Genomic DNA, 24332 nt, shown 5'->3' on the forward strand with positions numbered 1-24332 from the left:
ATCAATCCTAAGATGAGTAGTATTGGATGCAACTTGAACATATTTGACCTCCTTGAGTATATAAAGAATTTTAATATATTGTTGGTCAATTTAGAAGGGGGACGGTTATAAAAAAAAAGAGCATACATAATAAGTACGCTCCAAAGAAAGATAGGTTTTATGAGTGGATAATCTCCATACGATAATATATGTTCTTTTAATAAAAACGTGTAAAAAATCAATGAATTATCAATGGAATATCATAAAATGAGTAATTTTAGTCTAGGAATGCAGTTATTTTCTTTCTCAGTTATTTTAGGTAACAAAGTTGTGAAAATCGTGCATTATGCGGATTAACAACGGGATAACGATCGTACTTCAGTTACATATTTCTTAAAGTCTGGATATTGCGTGATAGTTTGACATTTGGGGGCGCATAGTTGATTAATTATAGACACATTTGTAATTACTTCGTTACAAGGACCGAAAAATGTAACTTTTAGTTTTGAATTTGGTGGGATTTTGAACACGATAGGTTTTTTTTCCATGAAATCAGCTCCTAATATTGAGTATTATAATTTAAAGGATATAGAGTCGTATTAGTATAATATGAAATTTCAGTGGATTTGCTTATAATAAAGAATTTCATAGTAGTAAAAGTGCTTAAAGATGTAAAGGGGAAATTGAGAATGTGAAATAAAATGTTTAATTAATATAACTAATGCATTTTTTAGTTTGTTACATATTATGTTAGTAAGAATGGTATAAGGAGGTAGTATAAAATATTGGAAGAAAATGTACAAGCTCAGCTTTCGCCACCGTGGATCACATATTTTAATGAATTAAAAAATTCAACATTTGACTTAATAATATATAGAAAATGAGTAGTGATTTTTATTAACTGAAAGGGAATTGATACTGGAAGTTTTAAGTTAATAATATAAGAGGATTTTTTCTAATATCTATAAAAATGTTCAATACCTAAATTGATAGGATGAGACTACATAACAAATAGTAAGGTATATTTCGAATATGAGAATATTTTTTGTGACATACATGTTAAAGCTAATAGAAATATTTCTGAAAGAGAATATATTTTGAAAAACAGTAAAGATTCTTTTTACTTATATTATAGATAGCTAGTTTTAGAGAGAGGAGGCTTACAATAAAACTAGCTATGAATAGGACATTCAAAAGGAGCTGGAATGTATGGGGTATATTGTAGATATTTCAAAATGGAATGGAACTATCAATTGGGATATTGCAGCATCTCAGCTAGATTTAGTGATTGCTAGAGTTCAAGATGGCTCTAATACGGTGGATTTTATGTATCAAAATTATGTTAGTGAAATGAAAAAGCATAGTATCCCATTCGGTAATTATGCTTTTTGTCGTTTTATATCTATTGCTGATGCAAAGAAAGAGGCACAAGATTTTTGGAATCGTGGTGATCAATCTGCTAAGTTTTGGGTAGCGGACGTAGAAGTTCAAACGATGGTAGATATGCAAGGCGGGACACAGGCATTTATTGATGAATTACGCCGTTTAGGTGCGGAAAAAGTAGGATTATATGTAGGGCATCACACGTATCTATCATTTGGAGCACGTAATATTGAAGCTGATTTCGTATGGATCCCTCGTTATGGAGGGAATAAGCCAGCATATCCATGCGATATGTGGCAATATACGGATTCAGGGAATGTTCCTGGGATTGGGAAATGTGATCTGAATCGATTAGTAGGAAATAAGTCACTTTCTTGGTTTATAAATTCGAACAAAGCAAATCAATCTAACATAGTGTATACACAGCAACCGAATGGCATTGGTATTGCAGTTTCGAAATATCCTGATGGATATGGAATAAATTTATATGAAAACCCCATGAATCCTCAATTTACAGGTACACTCACTCAAAAAATTCCATATTTAATCTTAGCAGGTTATTGGGGAGGCGGTGAGCAAGATATGATTTGTTTAGGGAACGATAAGCAGTGGGTATATTTAAAACATTTTAATGTGAAATGGTTTTATGCAACTTCAAAATATCCTGTCGGTTACGGAGTAAATTATTATGAAGAGCCTGAATGTATGAATTATAAAGGAAACATAGATGGATCGACATCTTTTCGAGTGTGGGGTAGAGTGGGAAATGCGGTAGATATCGGACAGAATAGTTGGATACCTGAAAAACATGTAATTATTAAGCAACTATAGAAGCTATATTTTTTTGAGAATTATATAAAGAGCCTTCTTACTATGCATAGTAAGAAGGCTCTTTATATTTAAAAATGAAAATACATGATACATAGTCAACTCATATGAAATGAATTACATGTAGAAAACACACTGTTTTCACAATGACTGTGTATAGTTAATTTGCATAATGATAAAAGTGAGGTATTTGAATTGAAAAAGAAGAAAATATTTATTGGAACAATTATTTCATGCATGATGCTAGCATTATCTGCATGTGGTTCCTCAGACAACGTAGTAACATCAAAAGTAGGAAATGTTACAGAGAAAGAATTAAGTAAAGAATTACGACAACAATATGGAGAAAGTACTTTATATCAAATGATGTTAAGTAAGGCATTGCTAGATAAATATAAAGTTTCAGATGAGGAAGCAAAAAAGAAAGTAGAAGAAGCAAAAGATAAAATGGGTGAAAACTTTAAATCGACTTTAGAACAACTTGGGTTGAAAAATGAAGATGAATTAAAAGAAAAAATGAAGCCAGAAATTGCATTTGAGAAAGCAATTAAAGCAACAGTTACAGATAAAGATGTGAAAGATAACTATAAACCAGAAATGAAAGTAAGTCACATTTTAGTGAAAGATGAAAAAACGGCTAAAGAAATAAAGGAGAAAGTAAATAATGGTGAAGATTTTGCTGCCTTAGCAAAACAGTATTCAGAAGATACTGGTTCAAAGGAACAGGGCGGGGAAATATCTGGTTTTGCCCCTGGACAAACAGTGAAAGAATTTGAGGAAGCTGCGTATAAATTAGATGCAGGCCAAGTAAGTGAGCCGGTTAAAACAACTTACGGTTACCATATTATTAAAGTGACGGATAAAAAAGAATTGAAGCCATTTGATGAAGTAAAGGATAAAATTCGTAAAGATATAGAACAACAAAGACTACAAGATACGACAGGTAAATGGAAACAACAAGTAGTCAATGATTTATTGAAAGATGCTGATATTAAAGTGAATAATAAAGAATTTAAAGATACATTTAAATTTCTAGAAAAGAAATAATGACTGTAATCATAATTAGAAAAGGGAACTCATATAGAGTTCCCTTTTCTAATTAGTGTGTGAGTTATAAATAGATAGTAAGACAATACAATATTACATTTAAATATTAAGAATTACAATGGAAAATTATGGATTATAATTATTTCAACGAAAGTGGATATTCTACGGTTTTCATTATGCAAGTTTATTACATATATTTACTCTTTAATAATGGATATCGAACATAATTTAAAAAATAATACATATAATGTCTTTGAATAAATATTTAACATGGATAATTAGTAAAAAGCTGAGCATTCGATTGGAAAGGATGTTCTTTTTCATATGAAAATTTTAGGATAAAGAATGAATCGTTTTAAACGCGTCATTTACCACATCAATAAATTAAGGTGGTGGAGAATATATGAAAGTAATCTTTCAAGGAGAGGGCGGCGCGAAAATTTTTGAGTCATATGATGAAAATGTAAGTGATTTATTAGCTATATTAAAAGAAACGAAAGGGATTAAAATCGGGATGGTTGAGTATAAAGTGTTAAAGTACGAACTTAATTATTTTCGTCATCCGAAAAAAGCGGATACAGAGAGAGAGTTACATATAATAGTACAACCTAAGTATATGTAATAAAATATAATAATAAAAATCATTGATTCAGTTTTGTAAAGTTCCATAGAGTATGTAAGAAAAGAGAGTGTTGTAAATGCTCTCTTTTCTTATGCTTTGTGAGTTCGTTCATCATAGTATATGTTTTCAGTTATAGATGGTTAATAAACGATAAAAATTTAAAACTTTTTCGTTTAGGCAGGGATTTTATATTTAAATAAATAAATATACTATGAAGTATTTTTTATACGAATACTGGAGGAGTATAAAATGAGTTTAGCAAGTTACATAGGCTGTAATGTAGAAATTCCGTTAACGGATCCGGATTCTAATAATCTAATTGTTTTTGGACCGTGTTTTTCAGATGAAAGTATGCTTGAAATTGTACAAGATTATCAATTCCAAACAAATTACACATATGAGGTTTCAACTAGTTGGGGAATTGAACTTGTCGAGTGGCAAAATGTAAAGGAAAAAAAGAAGCGAAAGAAAAACTTTTAACTTTATGGAAGGTTATTTGGAAGATAGAGACTATTTCGAATTATTTAGTTGTTGGGTTGGTGATGAAGATAAGGAACGAGTAGGGGAATTGAACTTAAAAATAAATCATTTTAATATAGATGAATTATGTATTCCAGAAAGAACATTAGTTAGGATAGAAAAATAAGCTTTGAAATATTTTTTAGAAAAAGGCGATTTCACTTTGGGTGAAGTCGCCTTTTAGTTGTTATATGCATGTTATATAAGAAATGAGAAGTTTATTTGATAAAGGAAAAAAGTATGGAGATAAATAAAATTATGTTTTTTGTTAAGAAATAATAAGTATGGCTCTTCTCGAAAGAACGTAAGTTCGTGTATAATAGGAACGAATGTTCTTTTAAGAAGTAACCTAATTATAGTTTAGAAGTAAATCCGAGTTTAGTAAGTATTAAAAATAACTAAGGGATAGTATGGCTAAATAAATGTATAAATGATCAAGGAGATAAAAAATGAACGATGTAAAGATACAAAAAGAAGAAAGAGAGTGGGTTCCGTTTACAGTAATGTCCGAACAACTTTTAAATATGAGAAAGTTTATTGGAGAGAAATTAAAAGTACAAAAACCGCTTTTAACAAATGAAGCAAAAGAGAGAATTTCTGATAAATTATTAACGTCATTATTGTCTGAGAAAGAAATATTGTTAACATATTTTGAAGATGGTTACATACTAACAAGCTACATGACTGTTGTACATATCAATCCGGTAAAACAAATTGTAATTTGTACAGACGCCTTTTATAAAACTTACGTATTTAACGCTATGGATATTATTGAAATAACGTAAAAGAAGCTGAATATTAAATGGCAGCTTCTTTTATTTCTGATTTATGAGACAAATAATACAAGAAAAAGCAGCTAGCTTCGTGCTAGCTGCTGAGCCCCAGGGAAAGGGAGAAAAAGATAGGGTACTCCAAAATCAACAAGAGCTGTCAAACAGCCTGATTATAGTATAGACAAATTAAAATTTTCTATACAGAAAGTTGAACATAAGATTAGGCTGTACCCACTTGGTTTTGATCTGCAAGGTCAGAATCAAATGTATTGGTCGCGCTAACACCGTTAAAAGTATTAACAACAAAACCAACGTTTGATGCGCCGGAACCATTATAAGCTTTCGTATTTTCTTTCGGAGATACGTTGTAGAAATCACCTAAGTTAAATGATCCATTGCTATTTTGTACAACTAAATTTCCTACAACTGATGGCATAATTTTCACCTGCTTTATAATAAGTTGTTAACATTACTATATGGAGTTATAGTCCAGATGGTTCATACAATAAAAATTGTGGAATAGTAAAACGTTTGGAGCGTGGATTTCAATAAAAGTGTGTTAAAATTAATATAATAAAGTTGAGTAATTTTTTTTAAAAATTTGTATAATTGATATATATGAAAATAAAGGAGGCAAAATGTAATGAAAGATATTATGAAAAAAGTTGATTTAACAGATGCCAAATCAAGTAATCTTGTTGCATTAATTTATAGTAATGAAGTTATATTAGTTGAAGACGCATTTTGTCCAAATGAAATAAAATTAAAGTTTAATGAAATTGCAATTTTATCTGCAATTAAAACAGCTCATATTGCGAAAGTGTCTATTAGGAAAGAACTTGAAGCGCTTTTTCATGACACGGGTGTTATATTAGTGAAACAAAATGTTGATTATGGCAGTAGCCAATCTATTACCATGCATTTTGAGCAATTTAAAAAATTGCAAGATGAGATTGAACATTTAAATAAAAGTATGTAATAAAGCAGCTAAATAAAGGTTCTATCATAAAGGTGGAATGTGTTGTGTTGAAAAAGTGGTTTAAAAATTATTTGGGTGAATCGCATTGTAAACATAAATATATTTTTATTAAGATGCAGGATAATGAGGATTTTAAAAAAAGGTATATTAGGTGTAGTTTATATTTACCAGTGTGAGAAATGTGGAAAAGAGAAGTTGAAATGTAAAAACAATAATGAAATAAACAATGAATTTTTAGATATATAGCAAAAAGTAACCATGATGGTTACTTTTTTTGCTTATGTATGCAATATCAAAACTATTACTAAAGTATGAGTTGAGTTGATACTATAGTAAATCGCTGAATAAAAATGAAGAGAGTAAGATATAGGGAAGGAGGATGAGAGAAATGAAGCGAAAAGAAATTAGTAAATCTGTAATTATTACAGGTGTGACACAAGGGTTAGGACGTGCGATGGTTGATCGATTTCATGAATTAGGGTGGAACATATATGGTTGTGGACGTTCAAAAGATAAAATTGAAGAACTAAAAAAACAGTACAGTAAAATACATGATTTCCAAGTAACTGATGTTTCAGATTCTCAGCAAGTTAATAACTGGGCAAATTATATATTTAATAGACATACGGCTCCCGATCTGATAATAAATAATGCATCGATTGTAAATCAAAATGCACAACTTTGGAAAATTACGGCTCAAGAATTCGAAAATGTAATGAATGTAAACGTGAATGGTGTAGTAAATGTAATAAGAGCGTTTGTTCCCGCAATGGTAGCTAGGAAAGAAGGAATTATCATTAATATGAGTTCTAGTTGGGGGAGAGAAGGTGAAGCTGAGCTTGCGCCATATTGTGCCTCGAAATTTGCAATTGAAGGTATCACTAAATCTATGGCCCTGGAATTACCCCATGGCATGGCTGTAGTTGCTTTAGATCCTGGGGGGAGTATTAGTACTCCAATGCTGAAGTCATGTGCGCCACAATATATAAATGAATCGCCTACACCTGAAACTTGGTCACATAACGCAATTGAATATATATTGAATATAACAATAGATAAAAATGGAGATTCATTGACATGCCCAGCATGCGTATAAAAAGCACCTTTAAGGTGCTTTTTATATTAGTAGCACATTAGATCATTCACAAAATTACATCTGAAAAATAAAATAAAAGATTAAGGGTGAGATTTGTTTGTTTTGAAAGCTTTAGAAAATATTTGAATAGGTGATAAAAATGAATCCAAGCAGTTTAAAAGTGACAGGGGCATGGTTTCAAGTAGGGGGGAATCTTACAGCTGCTATTGGAACGACAAGAGGATTTATTGGAGAAGAGAAAGTTGAATCGGAACTTGTTATTGTAGGAAGCTCATTACAAGCCCTCGGGTATATATTACAAATCATTGCGAGCAATTATGATGATGGGGAAGAAAAAAGAGAGAATCAAAGTAAATTACTTGATCAAATAGGAATTGAGTTATTAGCATTAGGAAATATATCAAATGTAATAGGAATATATTTTAATATAAATGAACAATTGAAAGAAAATGATTATCTTATCATTACAGGGAACAGTTTACAATCGATTGGTGCTTTTTTAGGAGTAGAAGCAGCTTTGGTGGATATAAATGTATTACAGAAAATTATTATACTGGGTAACTCCATGCAAAGTTTAGGAGCTGGATTACAAGCGTATCAAGGTGTTTTAAATGTATTGAAAGATGAGAAAGAAAATAAAGATAGTCTTTTTGATAAGAAGGATGAGAGAATCATTGCACTCATTGGTATTTGGATACAAGCGATAGGAACGTTAATTTCCGCAATTGGAATAACTGCAATAGAGGAAGAAAATAGGCTAGAAAACAATGAAAAGTCTGAAATACTTATATAAATAGAAGGAGATACATTGATTTTAGAGGCAGGTTAAGATTAAAATGGTAGTAGGTTTTTTTGCGTATATTTTGAAAAGTGATATATAAAATACAAAATAAGGAGTTTTCAAGGGATGATGTATTTATTAGCAATTTTTCTTCCACCTGTTGCTGTATTATTTTGTGGAAAACCAATTCAGGCAATCATAAATTTCATATTAACATTAATATTTTGGGTTCCAGGAGTTATACACGCAATTCTTGTAGTGCATGATAAAAAAGCTGATCGGCGTTTGAAAAAACAAATTCAAGCATATGATGAAATTAATAAGAGAAATCGAAGATAATTCATCTGCCAAATGTTTTTAAAAGAAAGGAGGATTAACCTCCTTTCTTTTTTAGTGGGTGTTAAGTTTAAATTTTTGTGTGGCGGAAAGAATTTTTAATGTAAGTATTATGATAATAACTTTTAGATTGTGCATGTAATAGGCCGGTATAAATGCTTTCTGGTACATTAAAGAAATCATACATACCATGCTTTAATTGGATTCGCAAAATCATAGAAAAAGGATTATAACCAACAGCAACTATATTTTTTGAGGTAACCGGAGATAGCTTCATTATTATGCAACTCCTTATTTTTCATTTTTAATAATTCTTTGTAGGTAACGGTATTGTGGTGCTGAAATCTTTATAATTAAAGAGGTATTATACCTATATTCAATATATTTAATATTGGTTATACGTAATTATAAGTAAGTTCACACGAAGTTCATATCGATATGCTATTTTTATTTCACCTTTGATTTATTAATAAGAAAATATTGACCATTTGAAAAAAAGGTATATTATTTATACGAGGTAATAAAAATTCATTTCTTTCATTATTATGCTAAAAGGGGCAGCATTATTAGAAAATTAGAAGTGAAAATAGTATGTATAAGAGCCATTCTAAAATTTGTAATCTGTGAATTGGGAAAATATTGAATGCTCCAGGTCAGTACACTTTCTTGCCTAAACGTATTTACGAAAGTGACCTCAATATTTTAAATTAAATCAACGGGAGAATTGAAAGGCAGGAGAAAGTAACATGTCAGAAAATTATCGTTCTCGCGAGGAGCGACGACAAGTTAAAAAGAAAAAACAACCAGCTTCTAAAACACAAAAACCAAAAGGTAAAACATCATTTTTCCGCAAGTTTTTAATTACTTGTTTATTACTTGGTATTGTAGGTTTAGTGGCGGGGGTTGCTACCTTTTTCGTAATGATTAAGGACGCACCAAAACTGGAAAAAGCAAAACTTGTTAATCCGTTATCCTCAAAAATTTATGATAAAAACGGGGATTTGGTATATGAATATGGAAAAGAAAAAAGGACGAATGTTACGTATGATCAAATACCTAAATTAGTAGAAAATGCATTTTTAGCGACAGAAGATTCACGTTTTTATGAGCATAGCGGAGTAGACTTTAAAGGTACTGCCCGTGCTGTTTTAGTGAGTCTTAAAGGAGATTATGGCTCTCAAGGTGGAAGTACGATAACGCAGCAAGTTATTAAAAACTACTTCTTATCAATGGACAAAACACCAAAGCGTAAGGCGCAAGAAATATATTTAGCTTATAAGCTAGAACAACAGTATTCAAAACATGAAATATTAGAGATGTACTTAAATAAAATTAACTTAGGTAATCGTTCATATGGTATCGCAACAGCAGCACAAAACTACTATGGTAAAGAATTGAAGGACTTAACATTACCAGAAGTTGCGATGCTTGCAGGTTTACCGAAAGCACCGAATAACTATGATCCAACGAAAAAAGAAAATGTTCAAAAAGCAACAGAAAGAAGAAATGTTGTTCTAAACTTAATGAATCGACATGGATATATAACAAAACAGGAAATGGAAGAAGCAATAAAAGTTGACGTAGAAAAGGGACTCAAGCCTGCAGCTCAACTACAAACAATGCCATACCCTGCATTTATGGATGCAGTTGTGAAAGAAGTAGAAAAAGAATTGCCAGATGCTAATATTGGTTCTGACGGTTTAGAAATTTATACAACGTTAGATCCGAAAGCACAGAAACTTGCTGATAATATTTTAAATAATAATATCATTGATTATCCAAACGATAAATTCCAAGGTGCATTCACATTTATGGATACGAAAACAGGAGAAGTTCGTGCTATAGGTAGTGGCCGTGGAGAAAATAAAGCTGTATTTAAAGGGCATAATATGGCAATTGAATTAGATCGTGCAGCTGGTTCAACGATGAAGCCAATTTTCGACTATGCTCCTGCAATTGAATATTTAAAATGGGCTACGTATCATCAAATCGATGACTCTCCATTTAAGTATTCAACGGGTCAAGAAGTTCGAAATGCAGATAGAAGTCATATGGGTCCAATTACAATGCGTGAAGCATTAAAAATGTCGCGTAATATTCCTGCAATTAAAACTGCAAAAGAAGTAGGGATTAGTAAATCGAAAGAATTCTCTGAGAAACTAGGTATTACATTTAATACAGCACCGACAGAATCGACAGCGATTGGTACAAATGAAGTATCGCCAACTGAAATAGCGGGTGCTTATGCGGCATTTGGTAATGAAGGTAAATATACGAAACCGCATTTTGTTAAGAAAGTCGTTTATCCAGACGGTAAGTCACAAAGTTTTGGACAAAAACCAAAACAAGTTATGACAGATTCTACCGCATACATGATTACTGATATGCTTCGTTCTGTAGTTACATCAGGTACTGGTACATCGGCAAATGTAGGCTCTTTAGATGTAGCTGGTAAAACGGGTACGACAAACTATTCATCAAAGCAATTAGCTCAATATAAAATTCCAGAAAGTGCAACTCGTGATAGTTGGTTCGCTGGATATACACCGCAATATACGATGGCAGTATGGACTGGGTATATGAAAGATGGTAAAGACGAGTATATTAGTAGTAAAAATACGAAAATTGCACAGTTGATCTTTAAAGAAATGATGAGCGAAATGGCTACAGATAAATCACGCTTTAAAATGCCAAGTAGTGTTATTCAAGAAGGTAGTGAGCTACGTATAAAAGGTGAAAAACGTGATTCATCGCCAAATACTAGCGTACCGGATACAACAGAGCAACCAAAACAAGATCAACAGCAAAAAACTGAAGAAGAGAAAAAGCAAGAAGAATTAAAGAAACAAGAAGAACTGAAAAAACAAGAAGAACAAAAGAAACAAGAGGAACTTAAGAAGCAAGAAGAACAAAAGAAACAAGAAGAGCAAAAGAAACAAGAAGAACAAAATAATGGAAATGGCCAAGGAACGACACCTCCAGTAAATAATGGAGGAGGCCAAGGAAATACGACACCTCCAGCAAATAATGGAGGAGGTCAAGGAAATACGACACCTCCAGCAAATAATGGAGGAGGTCAAGGAAATACGACACCTCCAGCAAATAACGGAGGAGGTCAAGGAAATACGACACCTCCAGCAAATAATGGAGGAGGTCAAGGAAATACAACTCCACCAGCGACCACACAACCAGAGACTGGCGGTAATGCAGGAGAGGCCCCTGCTAATAATGGGCAATAAGAAAAATTTATAAAAAATATTAAAAAGCACTTAAGATTTGTGAAAATTACAATCTTAAGTGCTTTTTTCATTTTGCTACAGAAAATGTAATGTTAAGGGCTAGATAGAAGAAAAAGAGTGAATTAACGTAAAGAGAGAAAAGTCTACTTGCAAATGATGGTATGTGTTGGTTATCCCGCAAAGGGACTAACTATGATGAATCATATAAAGTATTAAATAAGTAAAAATTATATTCAAATCTTTAATAAATGTCTTTCTTTAACGGTTACTTTAGTTTGGAAAACAATTAAAAAGTCGAATTTCTTATTTAAGGAATTCGACTTTGTTATGTTGAAACTGGATTAAAGGTTCGCCTTATTAAAATGTAGGGGTAATACAGTGATAGCTATTAAATGTTAAACGTACCATGAAAATTTTGGAAAAAAATTGAAGGGAAATGATAAAAGACTTGAGCCTGAGGTAGTGGAGGATAACTATGGCTATGAATGGGAGTACTACTGGGGTGTGTACCATGATGCCAAAATGATGGGGTAACTTGACCGGGAATTTGATATTGCTGCCAAGTTGCGGGAAGTTCAATTCCTACATCGGAGCTAGCTGTATGAACTGCAGGAACATGTATCCCAGGAGTCGAAGGAACTACGGCAGTTACTCTTAATAATACCCACATGAAATATTCACTCCTAAGTTGAGTTAATAAATTAGTATATTCTTTTCACACGTATAAAGGTACATATATAGGACTTTCGTTTAAAACATGCGTACAAAGTCTTAAGACTAATGTAAGCTGATGGTGGACTATTTAATATGAAAAAATACGTCTATTTGCGGAGGGAAAAGAGATAAAAAAAATATACAATGAGGGTGTTAATCGTAATATTTTACGAGTGTATGAAGGTATTTTTATGGAACGATTATGGACGAAATCATTTATTCAAATGACTTTCGCAATGTTATTTTTATTTACAGGATTTTATTTACTTGTTCCAACGCTCCCGCTCTTTATTAAAGAGATAGGTGGCAATGAATCGCAAGTTGGACTTATGATGGGGATGTTTACAATAGCTGCTGTTGTAATACGACCGATTATTGGAGGAATGTTAGATCAATATGGTAGAAGATCCTTAATTATTTTCGTCTTCTTTGTAAAACAACGATTAGGAAAAAAAGAGTTTGCGTAAACTGGAGGAATAAAGATGAGAATTTCAATTGATCGTAAAGCTCTGCAATGGTTCCAGGAAGAATTACGTATAAAGCACGGTGCATCTGTACGTTTTACTGTAAGGTACGGAGGGGATAGTTCAATTCAGCCCGGATATTCTTTAGGGGTTGTTGCTGAGAAACCCGATGGCGAAATAGTGTCAGTTGAGAAGGAAGGTATTATATTTTTTGTAGATTCTGATGATCTTTGGTATTTTCAAAACTATGATTTATTTGTAAGTTATCATGAGGAAATGGAAGAAATTCAATTTAATTATGTAAAATAATAACTTTATTAAAAATGAATAAGTTTTATATAAAAATTATATTTAAGAGATAGTGAAATAAATATCATATAGTAACGAGCTGTATTTATGTACAGCTCGTTTTTTCTATTTCTCAAATAAAATTAGAATAATTGTATATTTGGCGGTGTTATATGAAAAATCTTTATATTTTGTTTTTGAAAATACGCAAAGAAGTCTATCCTTTCTTTATAAAATATAAGAATTATTTTCAAAAAATTGTATTGTTACAGTAAGAAAAGTGTAGGAAACTTATCATTATAAAATAAATTGAAATCTTCTAAAAACTCTGATACATTGAAATAGAAATGTAGTTTCACAATATTGTAAAGGCTTACAGTTATGTGCACGAAGATCTATTAGGATTGGAGGAAATAATGATGAAAGCTGAAGAGAAATTTTCCCCGGGATTAGATGGTATAGTGGCAGCGGAGACGAAAATCTCGTTTCTTGACACAGTAAAAGGTGAAATTGTAATTCAAGGGTATGACTTAATCGAACTCTCAAAAACAAAAGAGTATTTAGACATTGTGCACCTTTTATTGGAGGAACATCTACCGAATGAAGATGAAAAAGCAACACTTGAAAAGAAATTAAAAGAAGAATATGCAGTACCAGAAGGTGTATTCAACGTACTAAAGGCATTGCCTAAAGAGACGCATCCCATGGATGGATTACGTACAGGTGTGTCAGCGTTAGCTGGTTACGATAATGATATCGAAAACCGCTCGTTAGAAGTGAATAAAAGCCGAGGGTACAAGCTGTTAAGTAAAGTGCCAAACATTGTAGCAAATAGCTATCATATTTTAAATAATGAGGAGCCAATTGAACCTCTTAAAGAATTATCTTATAGTGCGAATTTCTTCTATATGTTAACTGGTAAAAAACCAACTGAACTTGAGGAAAAGATCTTTGATCGTTCCCTTGTTTTATATAGTGAGCATGAAATGCCAAACTCTACATTTACAGCTCGCGTTATTGCATCAACACAATCAGATTTATACGGTGCTTTAACAGGTGCAGTTGCATCTTTAAAAGGAAGTTTACATGGCGGTGCAAATGAAGCGGTTATGTACATGCTTTTAGAAGCTGGTAATGTTGAGAAATTTGAAGAGTTATTACAGAAGAAACTATATAACAAAGAAAAAATTATGGGCTTTGGACACCGTGTTTATATGAAGAAGATGGATCCAAGAGCACTTATGATGAAGGAAGCTTTAAAACAGTTATGTGATGTAAAAGGTGATTATACACTATATGAAATGTGTGAAGCTGGAGAAAAGATTATGGAGAAGGAAAAAGGAATTTATCCAAATCTTGATTATTATGCAGCTCCAGTATATTGGATGCTAGGTATTCCAATTCAACTTTACACACCAATCTTCTTTAGCTCTAGAACAGTGGGGTTATGTGCGCACGTTATTGAGCAACATGCAAATAATCGTTTGTTCCGTCCACGTGTAAATTATATTGGCGAGCGACATGTACTTAGTAAATAAGAACAACTGGGGAGTTGTTAGCGCCGCCCGCCAGATGGGTGTTTGACCGACACCCATCATTAATAATAACGAATTTTCGACAGAAAGGGAAGGATAGCATGATTAAAACAAATGAAATTAAGCAAAAAGATGCATTATTAGAAGAGATTACCGATTATGTATTAAATAAAGAGGTTACTAGTGCAGAAGCATTCAGTACAGCTCGTTACGTATTACTTGATACACTTGGATGTGGAATTTTAGCACTGCAATATCCAGAATGTACGAAATTACTAGGACCAGTTGTGCCAGGAACAATCGTGCCAAATGGTACACGTGTACCAGGTACGTCTTATGTACTAGATCCAGTAAAAGGTGCATTTAATATCGGATGTATGATCCGTTGGTTAGACTATAACGATACTTGGCTTGCAGCAGAGTGGGGACATCCATCTGATAATCTAGGCGGAATTTTAGCAGTTGCAGATTATATTAGCCGTGTTCGTATTTCAGAAGGAAAAGAAGCTTTAAAAGTACGTGAAGTATTAGAAATGATGATTAAAGCACATGAAATTCAAGGCGTGCTTGCTTTAGAAAACAGCTTAAACAGAGTTGGTCTTGACCATGTATTATATGTAAAAGTAGCAACAACTGCAGTAGTTGCGAAAATGCTTGGTGGAACACGTGAAGAAATCTTTAATGCATTATCACATGCGTGGATTGATAATTCTAGTCTTCGTACATATCGTCATGCTCCAAATACGGGCTCACGTAAATCATGGGCTGCAGGTGACGCAACGAGCCGCGGTGTTCATCTTGCAATGACTGCTCTAAAAGGTGAAATGGGTTATCCAACAGCATTATCTGCGCCAGGATGGGGATTCCAAGATGTATTATTCAATAAACAAGAATTAAAATTAGCAAGACCACTAGAGTCATATGTAATGGAAAATGTATTATTTAAAGTGTCATATCCAGCAGAATTCCATGCACAAACGGCTGCAGAATGTGCAGTGAAGTTGCATCCGGAAATTAAAGAGAGATTAGATGAAATTGACCGTATTACAATTACAACTCATGAATCAGCAATTCGTATTATTGATAAAGAAGGTCCATTAAATAACCCAGCTGATCGTGATCATTGCTTACAATACATTACGGCAATTGGTTTATTAAAAGGAGATATCGTTGCAGACGATTATGAAGATGCAGTAGCAAACGATCCACGTGTAGATGAATTACGTAATAAGATGGTTGTTGTTGAAAACAAACAGTACAGTTTAGATTACCTTGACCCGAACAAGCGCTCAATCGCCAACGCTGTTCAAGTTCACTTTAAAGATGGCACAGTAACAGAAAATGTGGAATGTGAATATCCACTTGGTCACCGCTTCCGTAGAGACGAAGCAATTCCAAAAGTTGTTCAAAAATTCACTGCAAATATGGCAGGTCATTATTCTAGTAAGCAACAAGAACAAATTCATGAAGTTTGTTTAAATGAAGAAAAACTAGAAAATATGAATGTAAACGAATTTGTAGATCTATTCTTAATTTAATAATAGGGGGAATTTAGAATGGCTTGGGTTGTGAAAAAGCAGTCAACACAAGAGGAGCTTGCGAATCGATTCCGAGCTTTAGTAGAAGCAAATGAAATTTTGCAAATTCCAGGTGCTCATGATGCAATGGCAGCTCTTGTTGCAAAAAATACAGGTTTTTCAGCTCTTTATTTATCAGGAGCTGCTTATACTGCAAGTAAAGGCTTACCAGATTTAGGTATCGTGACGTCTACTGAAGTGGCTGAGAGAGCAAGAGATTTAGTAAGAGCTACAGACTTACCTGTTCTTGTTGACATTGATACAGGATTTGGTGGTGTACTAAATGTGGCGAGAACAGCTGTAGAAATGGTGGAAGCGAAAGTAGCAGCTGTCCAAATTGAAGATCAGCAATTACCAAAAAAATGTGGACATTTAAATGGTAAGAAACTTGTTACTACAGAAGAATTGGTTCAAAAAATTAAAGCGATTAAAGAAGTTGCACCGAGCTTATACATTGTAGCACGTACTGATGCTCGCGGCGTTGAAGGATTAGATGAAGCAATTGAAAGAGCAAATGCATATGTAAAAGCAGGTGCAGACGCAATTTTCCCTGAAGCGCTTCAATCAGAGGAAGAATTCCGTCTATTTAATAGTAAGGTAAATGCACCTTTGCTTGCGAATATGACTGAATTCGGAAAAACTCCATATTATAGTGCAGAGGAATTTGCGAATATGGGCTTCCAAATGGTTATTTATCCTGTAACTTCACTTCGCGTTGCAGCGAAAGCGTATGAAAATGTGTTTGCTTTAATTAAAGAAACAGGTTCTCAAAAAGATGCACTTTCTAATATGCAAACGAGAAGTGAATTATACGAAACAATTTCATATCATGACTTTGAAGAGTTAGATACTGGTATTGCAAAAACAGTATTATCAGAAGATCAATAGATAAAGCAGCGAAGGCGATGAAAATACATCTTTGGCAAAATAAAATGCTTGATGTGAAAAATCATCGCCTTCTATTTTCAAAAAAGATATTCCACTCATCGTAGACGAGCATAAGCAAAAAGCTATGAAAGCCGAATGATAGGGGGATACATATGGAGAAAACGAAGTTACCATGGGATGAATTTTTTTCACTTAATAAAGATATAAATCATACTTACTTTACACCAGAAGATTTTTCAGGTGATGAAGATTTAATCGCAAAAACGACAGAACAATTCGTTAAACAAGAAATTGTTCCACAAATGGAGAATATTGAACAACATAACTATAAAGTTTCTCGTCAATTATTTGAGAAAGCTGGGGAACTTGGATTATTAGGCATTGAGGTACCAGAAGATTATGGCGGGTTCGAGTTAGGAAAGGCTGTCTCAGGCCTTGTAGCAGAGAAAATGGGTTACGCTGGTGCGTTTAGCGTTTCTTTTAATATACACGCTGGTGTCGGTACATTGCCTTACATATATTATGGAACGAAAGAGCAAAAAGAAAAATATTTACCGAAAATCGCATCGGGAGAATGGATTGGGGCTTATGCTTTAACGGAGCCAAATGCTGGTTCGGATGCATTAAGTGCAAAAACAAGCGCCGTATTGAATGAAGAGGGAACAGCTTGGAAGTTAAATGGTGAGAAGCAATGGATTACAAATGCTCATATGGCAGATGTATACGTTGTTTTTGCGAAGACAAATAAAGGAATGACAGCGTTTATTGTCGAAAGAACATGTGAAGGTGTATCTATTGGATTAGAAGAAAAGAAAATGGGGATTAAAGGTTCTTCAACAGCGACTCTTATTTTAGAAGATGTTGTCATCCCTGCTGAAAATGTTTTAGGGGAAGTTGGGAAAGGGCATCACGTAGCCCTTAATATTCTTAACTTTGCTAGACTTAAACTTGCTTTTGGAAATATTGGAACAGCAAAACAAGCAATTGGTTTGTCGGTTCAATATGGAAAAGAGCGAAAACAGTTCCAAACGGAATTAGCAGACTTTACGATGATTCAAGAGAAAATTGCAAATATGATTATTGCTACATATGGAGCCGAAAGTGCAGCTTATCGTACAGCAGGTGTAATCGATGAAGCAATTCATGAGAGCGATGAAGATCTTATGAAGAAAATGTCCCAATTTGCAATTGAATGTGCACTGAATAAAGTAAATGCTTCTGAAACACTTGCTTATATCGTAGATGAAGCTGTACAAATTCATGGTGGTTACGGTTATATGCAAGAGTATGAGGTAGAACGATTATATCGTGATGCAAGAATTAGTCGTATTTTTGAAGGAACGAACGAAATTAATAGATTAACAGTTGCTAAAATGTTAATGAAGCAAATCGAACAATTAGAAGACACTGAAGTAGACAGTGATGTAGCAAATGTAGAAAGAAACCATCGTTACATTTTATTAGCGAAAAAATTGTTGAAACAATCTTTGAAAACGCTCTCTAAAACTCCAGGTCTAAAAATTGACCAAGAACAAGAATATTCACGTGTAATATCAAATATGTTGACGGACGTGTACATCATGAAATCAGCGTTTTTACGTACGAGAAAAGCAGTACGTAAAAATGGAGAGGAAAAAGAACGTACGAAGCAACTCATAACGGATGTTATTTGTGAAGAAGGATACCGTAAAGTAGAAGAAGCGGCGATTTCTGTACTTTCAGCAGCTGTCACAGAAGAACAAGATAGACATGTGATTTTAGCTGAAATCCGTCAATTATTAGTACCTTTATACACGAACGTATTTACGAAGAAGAGAGAAATTGCGAAAGCTATTATAAATCGTGGGAAATATATTGTGTAAATAGGAGGAAAGCGATATGAAAAAGATTGGTTTTATCGGTTTAGGTAACATGGGTCTTCCAATGTCAAAAAATCTAGTTAAATCAGGTTACACAGTATATGGCGTGGACTTAAATAAAGAGGCGGAAGCGTCCTTTGAAAAAGAAGGCGGAATTATCGGTCTATCAATCTCAAAACTAGCAGAAACATGTGATGTAGTTTTTACAAGTTTACCTTCACCTCGCGCTGTTGAAGCGGTATATTTTGGAGCAGAAGGATTATTTGAAAATGGTCACTCGAATATAGTTTTCATTGATACAAGTACGGTATCGCCGCAGTTAAACAAACAATTAGAGGAAGCTGCAAAGGAAAAGAAAGTAGACTTTTTAGCAGCACCTGTGAGCGGTGGTGTAATCGGAGCCGAAAACCGAACATTAACGTTTATGGTTGGTGGATCAAAAGAAGTATATGAGAAAACGGAATCTATCATGGGCGTACTAGGCGCAAACATTTTCCACGTTAGTGAGCAGATTGATAGTGGTACAACTGTTAAGTTAATTAATAACTTATTAATTGGTTTTTATACAGCTGGTGTGAGTGAAGCTTTAACATTAGCGAAAAAGAACAATATGGATTTAGATAAAATGTTTGATATTTTAAATGTAAGTTACGGTCAAAGTAGAATTTATGAACGTAATTATAAAAGTTTTATAGCACCTGAAAAATACGAGCCAGGATTTACTATGAACTTATTGAAGAAAGATTTAGGATTTGCAGTTGACTTAGCTAAGGAAAGCGAACTCCATTTACCGGTAAGCGAAATGTTATTAAACGTATATGACGAAGCGAGTCAAGCTGGATATGGTGAAAACGATATGGCTGCTTTATATAAGAAAGTTAGCGAGCAATTAATTTCTAATCAAAAATAAATTATACAAAGGAGAGAATACAATGATTACAACTGAAATTAAACGAGTAAAAAATCACATTAACGGTGAGTGGGTTGAATCGACAGGTACGGAAGTAGAAGCAGTTCCAAATCCAGCGACTGGAAAAATTATCGCTTACGTTCCACTATCTCCAAAAGAAGATGTTGAAAAAGCTGTTGAAGCGGCAAAAGCAGCATTCGAAACATGGTCTAAAGTACCAGTTCCAAATCGTTCAAGAAATTTATATAAATATTTACAGCTATTACAAGAAAACAAAGATGAGCTTGCAAAAATCATTACGCTAGAAAATGGTAAGACGCTAACGGATGCAACAGGTGAAGTACAGCGTGGTATTGAAGCGGTAGAACTTGCAACATCTACGCCAAATTTAATGATGGGTCAAGCACTTCCGAATATCGCTAGCGGAATTGATGGATCGATTTGGCGCTACCCAATCGGAGTTGTTGCTGGTATTACGCCGTTTAACTTCCCGATGATGATTCCGTTATGGATGTTCCCACTTGCAATTGCTTGCGGTAATACATTCGTATTAAAAACATCTGAAAGAACGCCACTTTTAGCGGAGCGACTTGTAGAATTATTCTATGAAGCAGGTTTCCCAAAAGGCGTATTAAATTTAGTACAAGGCGGAAAAGATGTTGTAAATAGCATTTTAGAAAATAAAGATATTCAGGCTGTTTCGTTCGTTGGCTCTGAGCCGGTAGCTCGTTACGTATATGAAACAGGTACGAAACACGGAAAACGTGTACAAGCGTTAGCAGGTGCGAAAAACCATGCGATTGTAATGCCAGATTGCAATCTTGAGAAAACAGTACAAGGTGTAATTGGATCTGCATTTGCAAGTAGTGGAGAGCGCTGCATGGCATGCTCAGTAGTAGCAGTAGTGGATGAAATTGCTGATGAATTCATTGATGTATTAGTAGCAGAAACGAAAAAATTAAAAGTAGGCGATGGCTTTAACGAAGAGAACTATGTTGGACCATTAATCCGTGAATCTCATAAAGAGCGCGTTTTAGGCTACATTAATAGCGGTGTAGCAGATGGGGCAACTTTATTAGTAGATGGCCGTAAAATTAATGAAGAAGTTGGAGAAGGTTACTTTGTAGGTGCGACAATCTTTGATGGCGTGAATCAAGAAATGAAAATTTGGCAAGATGAGATTTTTGCTCCAGTATTAAGCATTGTACGAGTTAAAGATTTAGAAGAAGGTATTAAACTAACAAATCAATCTAAATTTGCAAATGGTGCAGTTATTTATACGTCAAACGGTAAACATGCACAAACGTTCCGTGATAATATCGATGCTGGTATGATCGGTGTAAACGTAAATGTTCCAGCACCAATGGCATTCTTCGCATTTGCAGGAAATAAAGCGTCATTCTTTGGTGATTTAGGTACAAATGGCACAGATGGCGTTCAATTCTATACACGTAAAAAAGTTGTAACTGAGCGCTGGTTTTAATATAAAATAAACAGCCAAATTAGTTATTAAATGAAAACCACCACTATTAATAGTGGTGGTTTTCATCTTGTTAATTACTTTTTTCAAAAGCAAGTTTAATACCAAAACCAATTAAGACGACTCCCGTTAACCCTTGAATATAACGCTGCGTCTTCGGTTTTTTCATAAAAGCACTAATTTTATCAATTAAAAATATATAAAAAGCGAACCAAATGGCTGTTAAAACGAGGTAAGTAAGGCCCATTACGAGTAGTTGGATAAACGTATTATGATTTGGATTTAAAAATTGCGGTAAAAACGTTAAAAAGAATACTGCAACTTTAGGGTTTAATAAATTCGTAAGAAACCCTTGTCGAAAGCAAGAGGTGTGTTCATCTTCATTATTTAAAGATATATCGTTCGTATCAATGCCTTCTTTATTTCTTACTGCTAAAAGGGCTTTAATACCAATATAAATTAAATATAGAGCCCCAACGTACTTGAAAATAGAAAATAAAAGAGCTGACTTTACAATAAGTGCAGAAAGACTAATTACAGCAGCTAAAGTATGAATTAATAGTGCAATACATGTACCAAACACTGTTTTCACTCCACCGACTTTACCAGCAACCAATGTATTTTTCGTAGCCATTGCTGTATCTGGACCAGGTAAAATGATAAGGCAAATAGACATAATGATGAAAAGAAGATAATTTTCTATCATAGCCGCCCCTCCTTTTTATTTTTAGAATATTTGATTAAAATCAGTGTAGCACAAAAATGGATTTAATAAAATTAAATTTTGTTAAAAATAATTAAATAAAAAAGGCTATATAGTAGCTGTAATTACACTACTATATAGCTTCGATTTTATCCCGCTATTTGCGGGTAGTAAGATTTTCACCGCACAAGATTTAGCTGAAGCAAAGAAGTTAGGTAGGGGATGAACGAAACACCCCCTCATGACAATTTCATTTTATGCATTAAGTAAGTTAAAGAAACGATTCACATCTTCTTCTGAAACGTCACTTAACTGTTTATATTTATAATTCGGATTTTGATCTTTATCAACGACAACGGAGCGTACTCCTTCGAAGAAATCTTCATGTCTCATGAAATTTTTAGCAAGTATAAGGTCCGTAGCGAAACATTCTTCAACGGATTTATCTTTTCCATCAATAAACTGTTTTAATGTTACTTTTAGTGAAATAGGGGATTTTGATAACAGTGTTTCTTTCGTTTTTAGAGCAAAGGAACTTTCATCTTTCTCCAATGAATGGATGATTTCTTCAATTGTATCGAAAGCAAAATGTGAATTGATTACTTCTAATGAAGGAGCGAGCTCGCTTTCTAAGTTTGGAGCAGTTGCAAATGTACGAATAACTTCTTTTAAATTAGTATGTACATCATCTTCTTTATGCCAATTTACACTTTCAAGTTCAGTAAGAAACTCTGGTAATGAATCAGATGTCATAAAGTAATCAGCAGCATTAATAAATAATACGTCAGAAGCTTTTAAAATAGATGCTGTTAAAGCAACGAATCGTCCTGTATATCCAGGCGCTTTATTTAAGAAATATGCAGCTCCGACGTCTGGGAAGAAGCCAATATTCATCTCTGGCATTGCCCATTTCGTACGCTCAGTTACAATGCGATACTTCGCACCATTTGTAAGACCGACACCACCGCCCATTACAATTCCATCTAAACAAGCAATAATCGGTTTTGTATATTGATAAATATATGTATCAATTTCATACTCTTCTTCAAAAAAACGTTCTGCATGTTGCAATGCCACTTCATTGGAACGCGCTTCATAAAGAGTTTTAATGTCGCCGCCTGCACAAAAACCTTTTGTGCCAGCTCCTTTTAACACGATAAGTGCAATACGCTCATCGTGTTCCCACTCTTTAAGTTTTTGTCCGATAGGTTGTAACATGTCATAAGATAAAGAATTAAGTGCTTTTGGACGGTTTAAAGTAATTGTCGCAACGCCGTTTTCACTAACAGAAAATAAAACTTGTTCAGTCATAATGCATCCTCCCTTACATATCTTCTTATTCTTAATTCTTGATATGTACTGAAATGTCCTTTATAAATTTTGTCAAAAGTTGACGGTAAATATTAATTTGGTCACTGCATATTTTGACGAGTTATCTTTGCAGGATTTCAGAGACTGAGGGGGAATATTACAACATTACTGTAAGTGTAATTATTTGAAGTTATAATGATAAAAGCGCTATTATATAGGTGTGAAATGTTCATTATCAATTCTAAAAGTGTGTTTGAAGAAAAAATAAATCGTACAATTGTAATAAAAAATTTTACACTGAATTAGAAATAGAGAAAGGAGAAATCGGAATGCCAGGACCTTTACTATTGTCGGTTATTATTTTGTCTTTTTTAATGATAGGAATAACGCAGTATTTTCATCATACAGATACGACAGAAGAAGTGAAGGATAAAGTACGTCTCGTATTTCCGATTTTTATAATATCTATTTCATTCTGTATTTTATTAAATAAAGATGGCTACATTGTCGCAGTGTTCTCATTTTTCGTCGCAATCGTCTTAATTACCGTTTTATATTATGTAATGAAAGACTTTATACAAAAATAAAGATGTCATAATAGACATTTTTATTTTGGGGAAAATATAAAATTTCACATACCGTATTTTATATAAAATACATAAAACATATAACAATAGAAAAGTGTGTACTTTGCTGTGTATGTACTTGTCAATCTTGCATAGCCACTATACTATTAAAATGTAGAGATTATAAAAAGGGGTTGTATCTATCATGAAATTTGAGATGCACACAAAAATTATTTCAAATGAAAAAGAAGTAAGATTACATATTGAAGAAAATATATTTCAATTAATATTGGATGGTTATCACTTATTTACAGTTCAAGAAATATTGCCTTTATATAAATCAAATGAAGAAAGAATTGGAAGTGCAACGATATTGAAGCTAGAGTGGGAGAACGGAAAAACTACAATAAACTATCAACTCGTTTCACTAAAATCAGTAAATTAAAAGGAGTAGA

25 protein-coding genes and 2 pseudogenes are annotated in these 24332 nt (G+C 33.4%); 21 read left to right on the top strand and 6 right to left on the bottom strand.

The features are described from left to right. Positions 1-332: 332 nt before the first annotated feature. Entirely contained in the window at positions 333-527 is a 195-nt protein-coding gene (locus tag NST27_RS11090) for a hypothetical protein (protein ID WP_000412556.1), read from the bottom strand. 661 nt (positions 528-1188) lie between these two features. Here NST27_RS11090 and NST27_RS11095 point away from each other — a divergent pair. From NST27_RS11095 to NST27_RS11115, 5 genes are all read left to right on the top strand, one after another. After that, the gene (locus NST27_RS11095) at positions 1189-2193 is read left to right on the top strand and encodes a glycoside hydrolase family 25 protein (RefSeq protein ID WP_000540659.1); all 1005 of its coding nucleotides are present in this window, start codon (positions 1189-1191) and stop codon (positions 2191-2193) included. Positions 2194-2385: 192 nt separating this feature from the next. After that, the gene (locus NST27_RS11100; protein WP_000727342.1) at positions 2386-3237 is read left to right on the top strand and encodes a peptidylprolyl isomerase PrsA; all 852 of its coding nucleotides are present in this window, start codon (positions 2386-2388) and stop codon (positions 3235-3237) included. Between the two features lie 403 nt (positions 3238-3640). Further along, complete coding sequence (locus tag NST27_RS11105) at positions 3641-3859, top strand: hypothetical protein (RefSeq protein WP_000864279.1); 219 nt, start codon at positions 3641-3643, stop codon at positions 3857-3859. 249 nt (positions 3860-4108) lie between these two features. Further along, positions 4109-4339: a hypothetical protein gene (locus NST27_RS11110; protein WP_000050517.1), complete on the top strand. Its 231-nt coding sequence runs from the start codon at positions 4109-4111 to the stop codon at positions 4337-4339. 488 nt (positions 4340-4827) lie between these two features. Further along, positions 4828-5163, top strand: a complete 336-nt coding sequence (locus tag NST27_RS11115; protein WP_047386090.1) for a YolD-like family protein — start codon at positions 4828-4830, stop codon at positions 5161-5163. A gap of 208 nt (positions 5164-5371) precedes the next feature. On the opposite strand, the gene gerPF is transcribed toward NST27_RS11115, so the two are convergent. After that, positions 5372-5587: a spore germination protein GerPF gene (gene gerPF, locus NST27_RS11120; protein ID WP_001141565.1), complete on the bottom strand. Its 216-nt coding sequence runs from the start codon at positions 5585-5587 to the stop codon at positions 5372-5374. Between the two features lie 207 nt (positions 5588-5794). Between gerPF and NST27_RS11125 the strand changes: the two genes are divergently transcribed. The 5 genes and pseudogenes from NST27_RS11125 to NST27_RS11145 all read left to right on the top strand — a co-directional run bounded on the left by NST27_RS11125 (position 5795) and on the right by NST27_RS11145 (position 8346). Next, positions 5795-6130, top strand: a complete 336-nt coding sequence (locus tag NST27_RS11125; protein WP_000651907.1) for a hypothetical protein — start codon at positions 5795-5797, stop codon at positions 6128-6130. Between the two features lie 44 nt (positions 6131-6174). After that, positions 6175-6376 (top strand): annotated as a pseudogene (locus tag NST27_RS11130) (hypothetical protein). Positions 6377-6518: 142 nt separating this feature from the next. Then, positions 6519-7226, top strand: a complete 708-nt coding sequence (locus NST27_RS11135) for an SDR family oxidoreductase (protein WP_047386092.1) — start codon at positions 6519-6521, stop codon at positions 7224-7226. Positions 7227-7365: 139 nt separating this feature from the next. Next, on the top strand, positions 7366-8019 hold the full coding sequence (locus NST27_RS11140) for a DUF6944 family repetitive protein (RefSeq protein WP_001070043.1): 654 nt from the start codon (positions 7366-7368) through the stop codon (positions 8017-8019). A 114-nt stretch (positions 8020-8133) separates the two neighbouring features. Then, positions 8134-8346: a YqaE/Pmp3 family membrane protein gene (locus tag NST27_RS11145; RefSeq protein ID WP_000990219.1), complete on the top strand. Its 213-nt coding sequence runs from the start codon at positions 8134-8136 to the stop codon at positions 8344-8346. Between the two features lie 67 nt (positions 8347-8413). Here the strand turns inward: NST27_RS11145 and NST27_RS11150 are convergent, their stop codons facing one another. Next, a complete protein-coding gene (locus NST27_RS11150; protein WP_000777843.1) occupies positions 8414-8620 on the bottom strand; it encodes a KTSC domain-containing protein in 207 nt (68 codons plus the stop codon). A gap of 469 nt (positions 8621-9089) precedes the next feature. Between NST27_RS11150 and NST27_RS11155 the strand changes: the two genes are divergently transcribed. Continuing rightward, positions 9090-11582 (top strand): PBP1A family penicillin-binding protein, encoded by a 2493-nt coding sequence (locus tag NST27_RS11155; RefSeq protein ID WP_001293945.1) that lies wholly within the window; start codon positions 9090-9092, stop codon positions 11580-11582. Between the two features lie 388 nt (positions 11583-11970). Here the strand turns inward: NST27_RS11155 and NST27_RS11160 are convergent, their stop codons facing one another. Next, positions 11971-12252, bottom strand: a complete 282-nt coding sequence (locus NST27_RS11160; RefSeq protein WP_000270091.1) for a hypothetical protein — start codon at positions 12250-12252, stop codon at positions 11971-11973. 235 nt (positions 12253-12487) lie between these two features. Here NST27_RS11160 and NST27_RS11165 point away from each other — a divergent pair. From NST27_RS11165 to NST27_RS11200, 8 genes and pseudogenes are all read left to right on the top strand, one after another. Continuing rightward, positions 12488-12727 (top strand): annotated as a pseudogene (locus NST27_RS11165) (MFS transporter); the annotation flags it as partial. Positions 12728-12778: 51 nt separating this feature from the next. Further along, on the top strand, positions 12779-13069 hold the full coding sequence (locus NST27_RS11170; RefSeq protein WP_001222841.1) for a HesB/YadR/YfhF family protein: 291 nt from the start codon (positions 12779-12781) through the stop codon (positions 13067-13069). Positions 13070-13464: 395 nt separating this feature from the next. Further along, positions 13465-14586, top strand: coding sequence for a citrate synthase (gene mmgD, locus NST27_RS11175; protein ID WP_001987369.1), 1122 nt, complete (start codon positions 13465-13467; stop codon positions 14584-14586). A 98-nt stretch (positions 14587-14684) separates the two neighbouring features. Continuing rightward, a complete protein-coding gene (gene prpD / locus NST27_RS11180) occupies positions 14685-16121 on the top strand; it encodes a 2-methylcitrate dehydratase (protein ID WP_000598123.1) in 1437 nt (478 codons plus the stop codon). Between the two features lie 18 nt (positions 16122-16139). Then, positions 16140-17048 (top strand): methylisocitrate lyase, encoded by a 909-nt coding sequence (prpB, locus tag NST27_RS11185; protein ID WP_000312639.1) that lies wholly within the window; start codon positions 16140-16142, stop codon positions 17046-17048. Positions 17049-17200: 152 nt separating this feature from the next. Further along, a complete protein-coding gene (locus NST27_RS11190) occupies positions 17201-18910 on the top strand; it encodes an acyl-CoA dehydrogenase family protein (protein WP_000415988.1) in 1710 nt (569 codons plus the stop codon). A gap of 16 nt (positions 18911-18926) precedes the next feature. Continuing rightward, entirely contained in the window at positions 18927-19817 is an 891-nt protein-coding gene (locus NST27_RS11195; protein ID WP_000719407.1) for an NAD(P)-dependent oxidoreductase, read from the top strand. A gap of 22 nt (positions 19818-19839) precedes the next feature. Then, positions 19840-21300: a CoA-acylating methylmalonate-semialdehyde dehydrogenase gene (locus NST27_RS11200; protein WP_000633347.1), complete on the top strand. Its 1461-nt coding sequence runs from the start codon at positions 19840-19842 to the stop codon at positions 21298-21300. A gap of 70 nt (positions 21301-21370) precedes the next feature. Here NST27_RS11200 and NST27_RS11205 read toward each other — a convergent pair whose 3' ends face one another. Both NST27_RS11205 and NST27_RS11210 read right to left on the bottom strand, forming a co-directional pair. Next, positions 21371-22003, bottom strand: a complete 633-nt coding sequence (locus NST27_RS11205) for a LysE family translocator (protein ID WP_061661956.1) — start codon at positions 22001-22003, stop codon at positions 21371-21373. 252 nt (positions 22004-22255) lie between these two features. Further along, positions 22256-23311, bottom strand: coding sequence for an enoyl-CoA hydratase/isomerase family protein (locus tag NST27_RS11210; RefSeq protein ID WP_000139776.1), 1056 nt, complete (start codon positions 23309-23311; stop codon positions 22256-22258). 329 nt (positions 23312-23640) lie between these two features. Here NST27_RS11210 and NST27_RS11215 point away from each other — a divergent pair, with 329 nt between their 5' ends. Together NST27_RS11215 and NST27_RS11220 are read left to right on the top strand one after the other, a co-directional pair. Next, positions 23641-23898: a hypothetical protein gene (locus tag NST27_RS11215; RefSeq protein ID WP_001119404.1), complete on the top strand. Its 258-nt coding sequence runs from the start codon at positions 23641-23643 to the stop codon at positions 23896-23898. A gap of 184 nt (positions 23899-24082) precedes the next feature. Beyond that, positions 24083-24322 carry a DUF2584 family protein gene (locus tag NST27_RS11220; protein ID WP_000667346.1) on the top strand — a complete coding sequence of 80 codons (240 nt, stop codon included), beginning with the start codon at positions 24083-24085 and terminating at the stop codon, positions 24320-24322. The last annotated feature ends 10 nt before the right edge of the window (positions 24323-24332 follow it).

It is taken from the genome of Bacillus sp. FSL W8-0770, assembly GCF_038008705.1.
Taxonomy (GTDB): Bacteria; Bacillota; Bacilli; order Bacillales; family Bacillaceae_G; genus Bacillus_A; species Bacillus_A cereus.

Coding starts and splice junctions, on each gene's coding strand:
- NST27_RS11210 (WP_000139776.1), bottom strand. CDS start 23,311: ATGACTGAACAAGTTTTATTTTCTGTTAGTGAAAACGGCGTTGCGACA.
- NST27_RS11160 (WP_000270091.1), bottom strand. CDS start 12,252: ATGTGGGTATTATTAAGAGTAACTGCCGTAGTTCCTTCGACTCCTGGG.
- NST27_RS11215 (WP_001119404.1), top strand. CDS start 23,641: ATGCCAGGACCTTTACTATTGTCGGTTATTATTTTGTCTTTTTTAATG.
- NST27_RS11170 (WP_001222841.1), top strand. CDS start 12,779: ATGAGAATTTCAATTGATCGTAAAGCTCTGCAATGGTTCCAGGAAGAA.
- NST27_RS11155 (WP_001293945.1), top strand. CDS start 9,090: ATGTCAGAAAATTATCGTTCTCGCGAGGAGCGACGACAAGTTAAAAAG.
- NST27_RS11115 (WP_047386090.1), top strand. CDS start 4,828: ATGAACGATGTAAAGATACAAAAAGAAGAAAGAGAGTGGGTTCCGTTT.
- mmgD (WP_001987369.1), top strand. CDS start 13,465: ATGATGAAAGCTGAAGAGAAATTTTCCCCGGGATTAGATGGTATAGTG.
- NST27_RS11140 (WP_001070043.1), top strand. CDS start 7,366: ATGAATCCAAGCAGTTTAAAAGTGACAGGGGCATGGTTTCAAGTAGGG.
- NST27_RS11090 (WP_000412556.1), bottom strand. CDS start 527: ATGGAAAAAAAACCTATCGTGTTCAAAATCCCACCAAATTCAAAACTA.
- NST27_RS11125 (WP_000651907.1), top strand. CDS start 5,795: ATGAAAGATATTATGAAAAAAGTTGATTTAACAGATGCCAAATCAAGT.
- prpD (WP_000598123.1), top strand. CDS start 14,685: ATGATTAAAACAAATGAAATTAAGCAAAAAGATGCATTATTAGAAGAG.
- gerPF (WP_001141565.1), bottom strand. CDS start 5,587: ATGCCATCAGTTGTAGGAAATTTAGTTGTACAAAATAGCAATGGATCA.
- NST27_RS11200 (WP_000633347.1), top strand. CDS start 19,840: ATGATTACAACTGAAATTAAACGAGTAAAAAATCACATTAACGGTGAG.
- NST27_RS11220 (WP_000667346.1), top strand. CDS start 24,083: ATGAAATTTGAGATGCACACAAAAATTATTTCAAATGAAAAAGAAGTA.
- NST27_RS11195 (WP_000719407.1), top strand. CDS start 18,927: ATGAAAAAGATTGGTTTTATCGGTTTAGGTAACATGGGTCTTCCAATG.
- NST27_RS11135 (WP_047386092.1), top strand. CDS start 6,519: ATGAAGCGAAAAGAAATTAGTAAATCTGTAATTATTACAGGTGTGACA.
- NST27_RS11150 (WP_000777843.1), bottom strand. CDS start 8,620: ATGAAGCTATCTCCGGTTACCTCAAAAAATATAGTTGCTGTTGGTTAT.
- NST27_RS11190 (WP_000415988.1), top strand. CDS start 17,201: ATGGAGAAAACGAAGTTACCATGGGATGAATTTTTTTCACTTAATAAA.
- NST27_RS11105 (WP_000864279.1), top strand. CDS start 3,641: ATGAAAGTAATCTTTCAAGGAGAGGGCGGCGCGAAAATTTTTGAGTCA.
- NST27_RS11110 (WP_000050517.1), top strand. CDS start 4,109: ATGAGTTTAGCAAGTTACATAGGCTGTAATGTAGAAATTCCGTTAACG.
- NST27_RS11145 (WP_000990219.1), top strand. CDS start 8,134: ATGATGTATTTATTAGCAATTTTTCTTCCACCTGTTGCTGTATTATTT.
- NST27_RS11095 (WP_000540659.1), top strand. CDS start 1,189: ATGGGGTATATTGTAGATATTTCAAAATGGAATGGAACTATCAATTGG.
- prpB (WP_000312639.1), top strand. CDS start 16,140: ATGGCTTGGGTTGTGAAAAAGCAGTCAACACAAGAGGAGCTTGCGAAT.
- NST27_RS11205 (WP_061661956.1), bottom strand. CDS start 22,003: ATGATAGAAAATTATCTTCTTTTCATCATTATGTCTATTTGCCTTATC.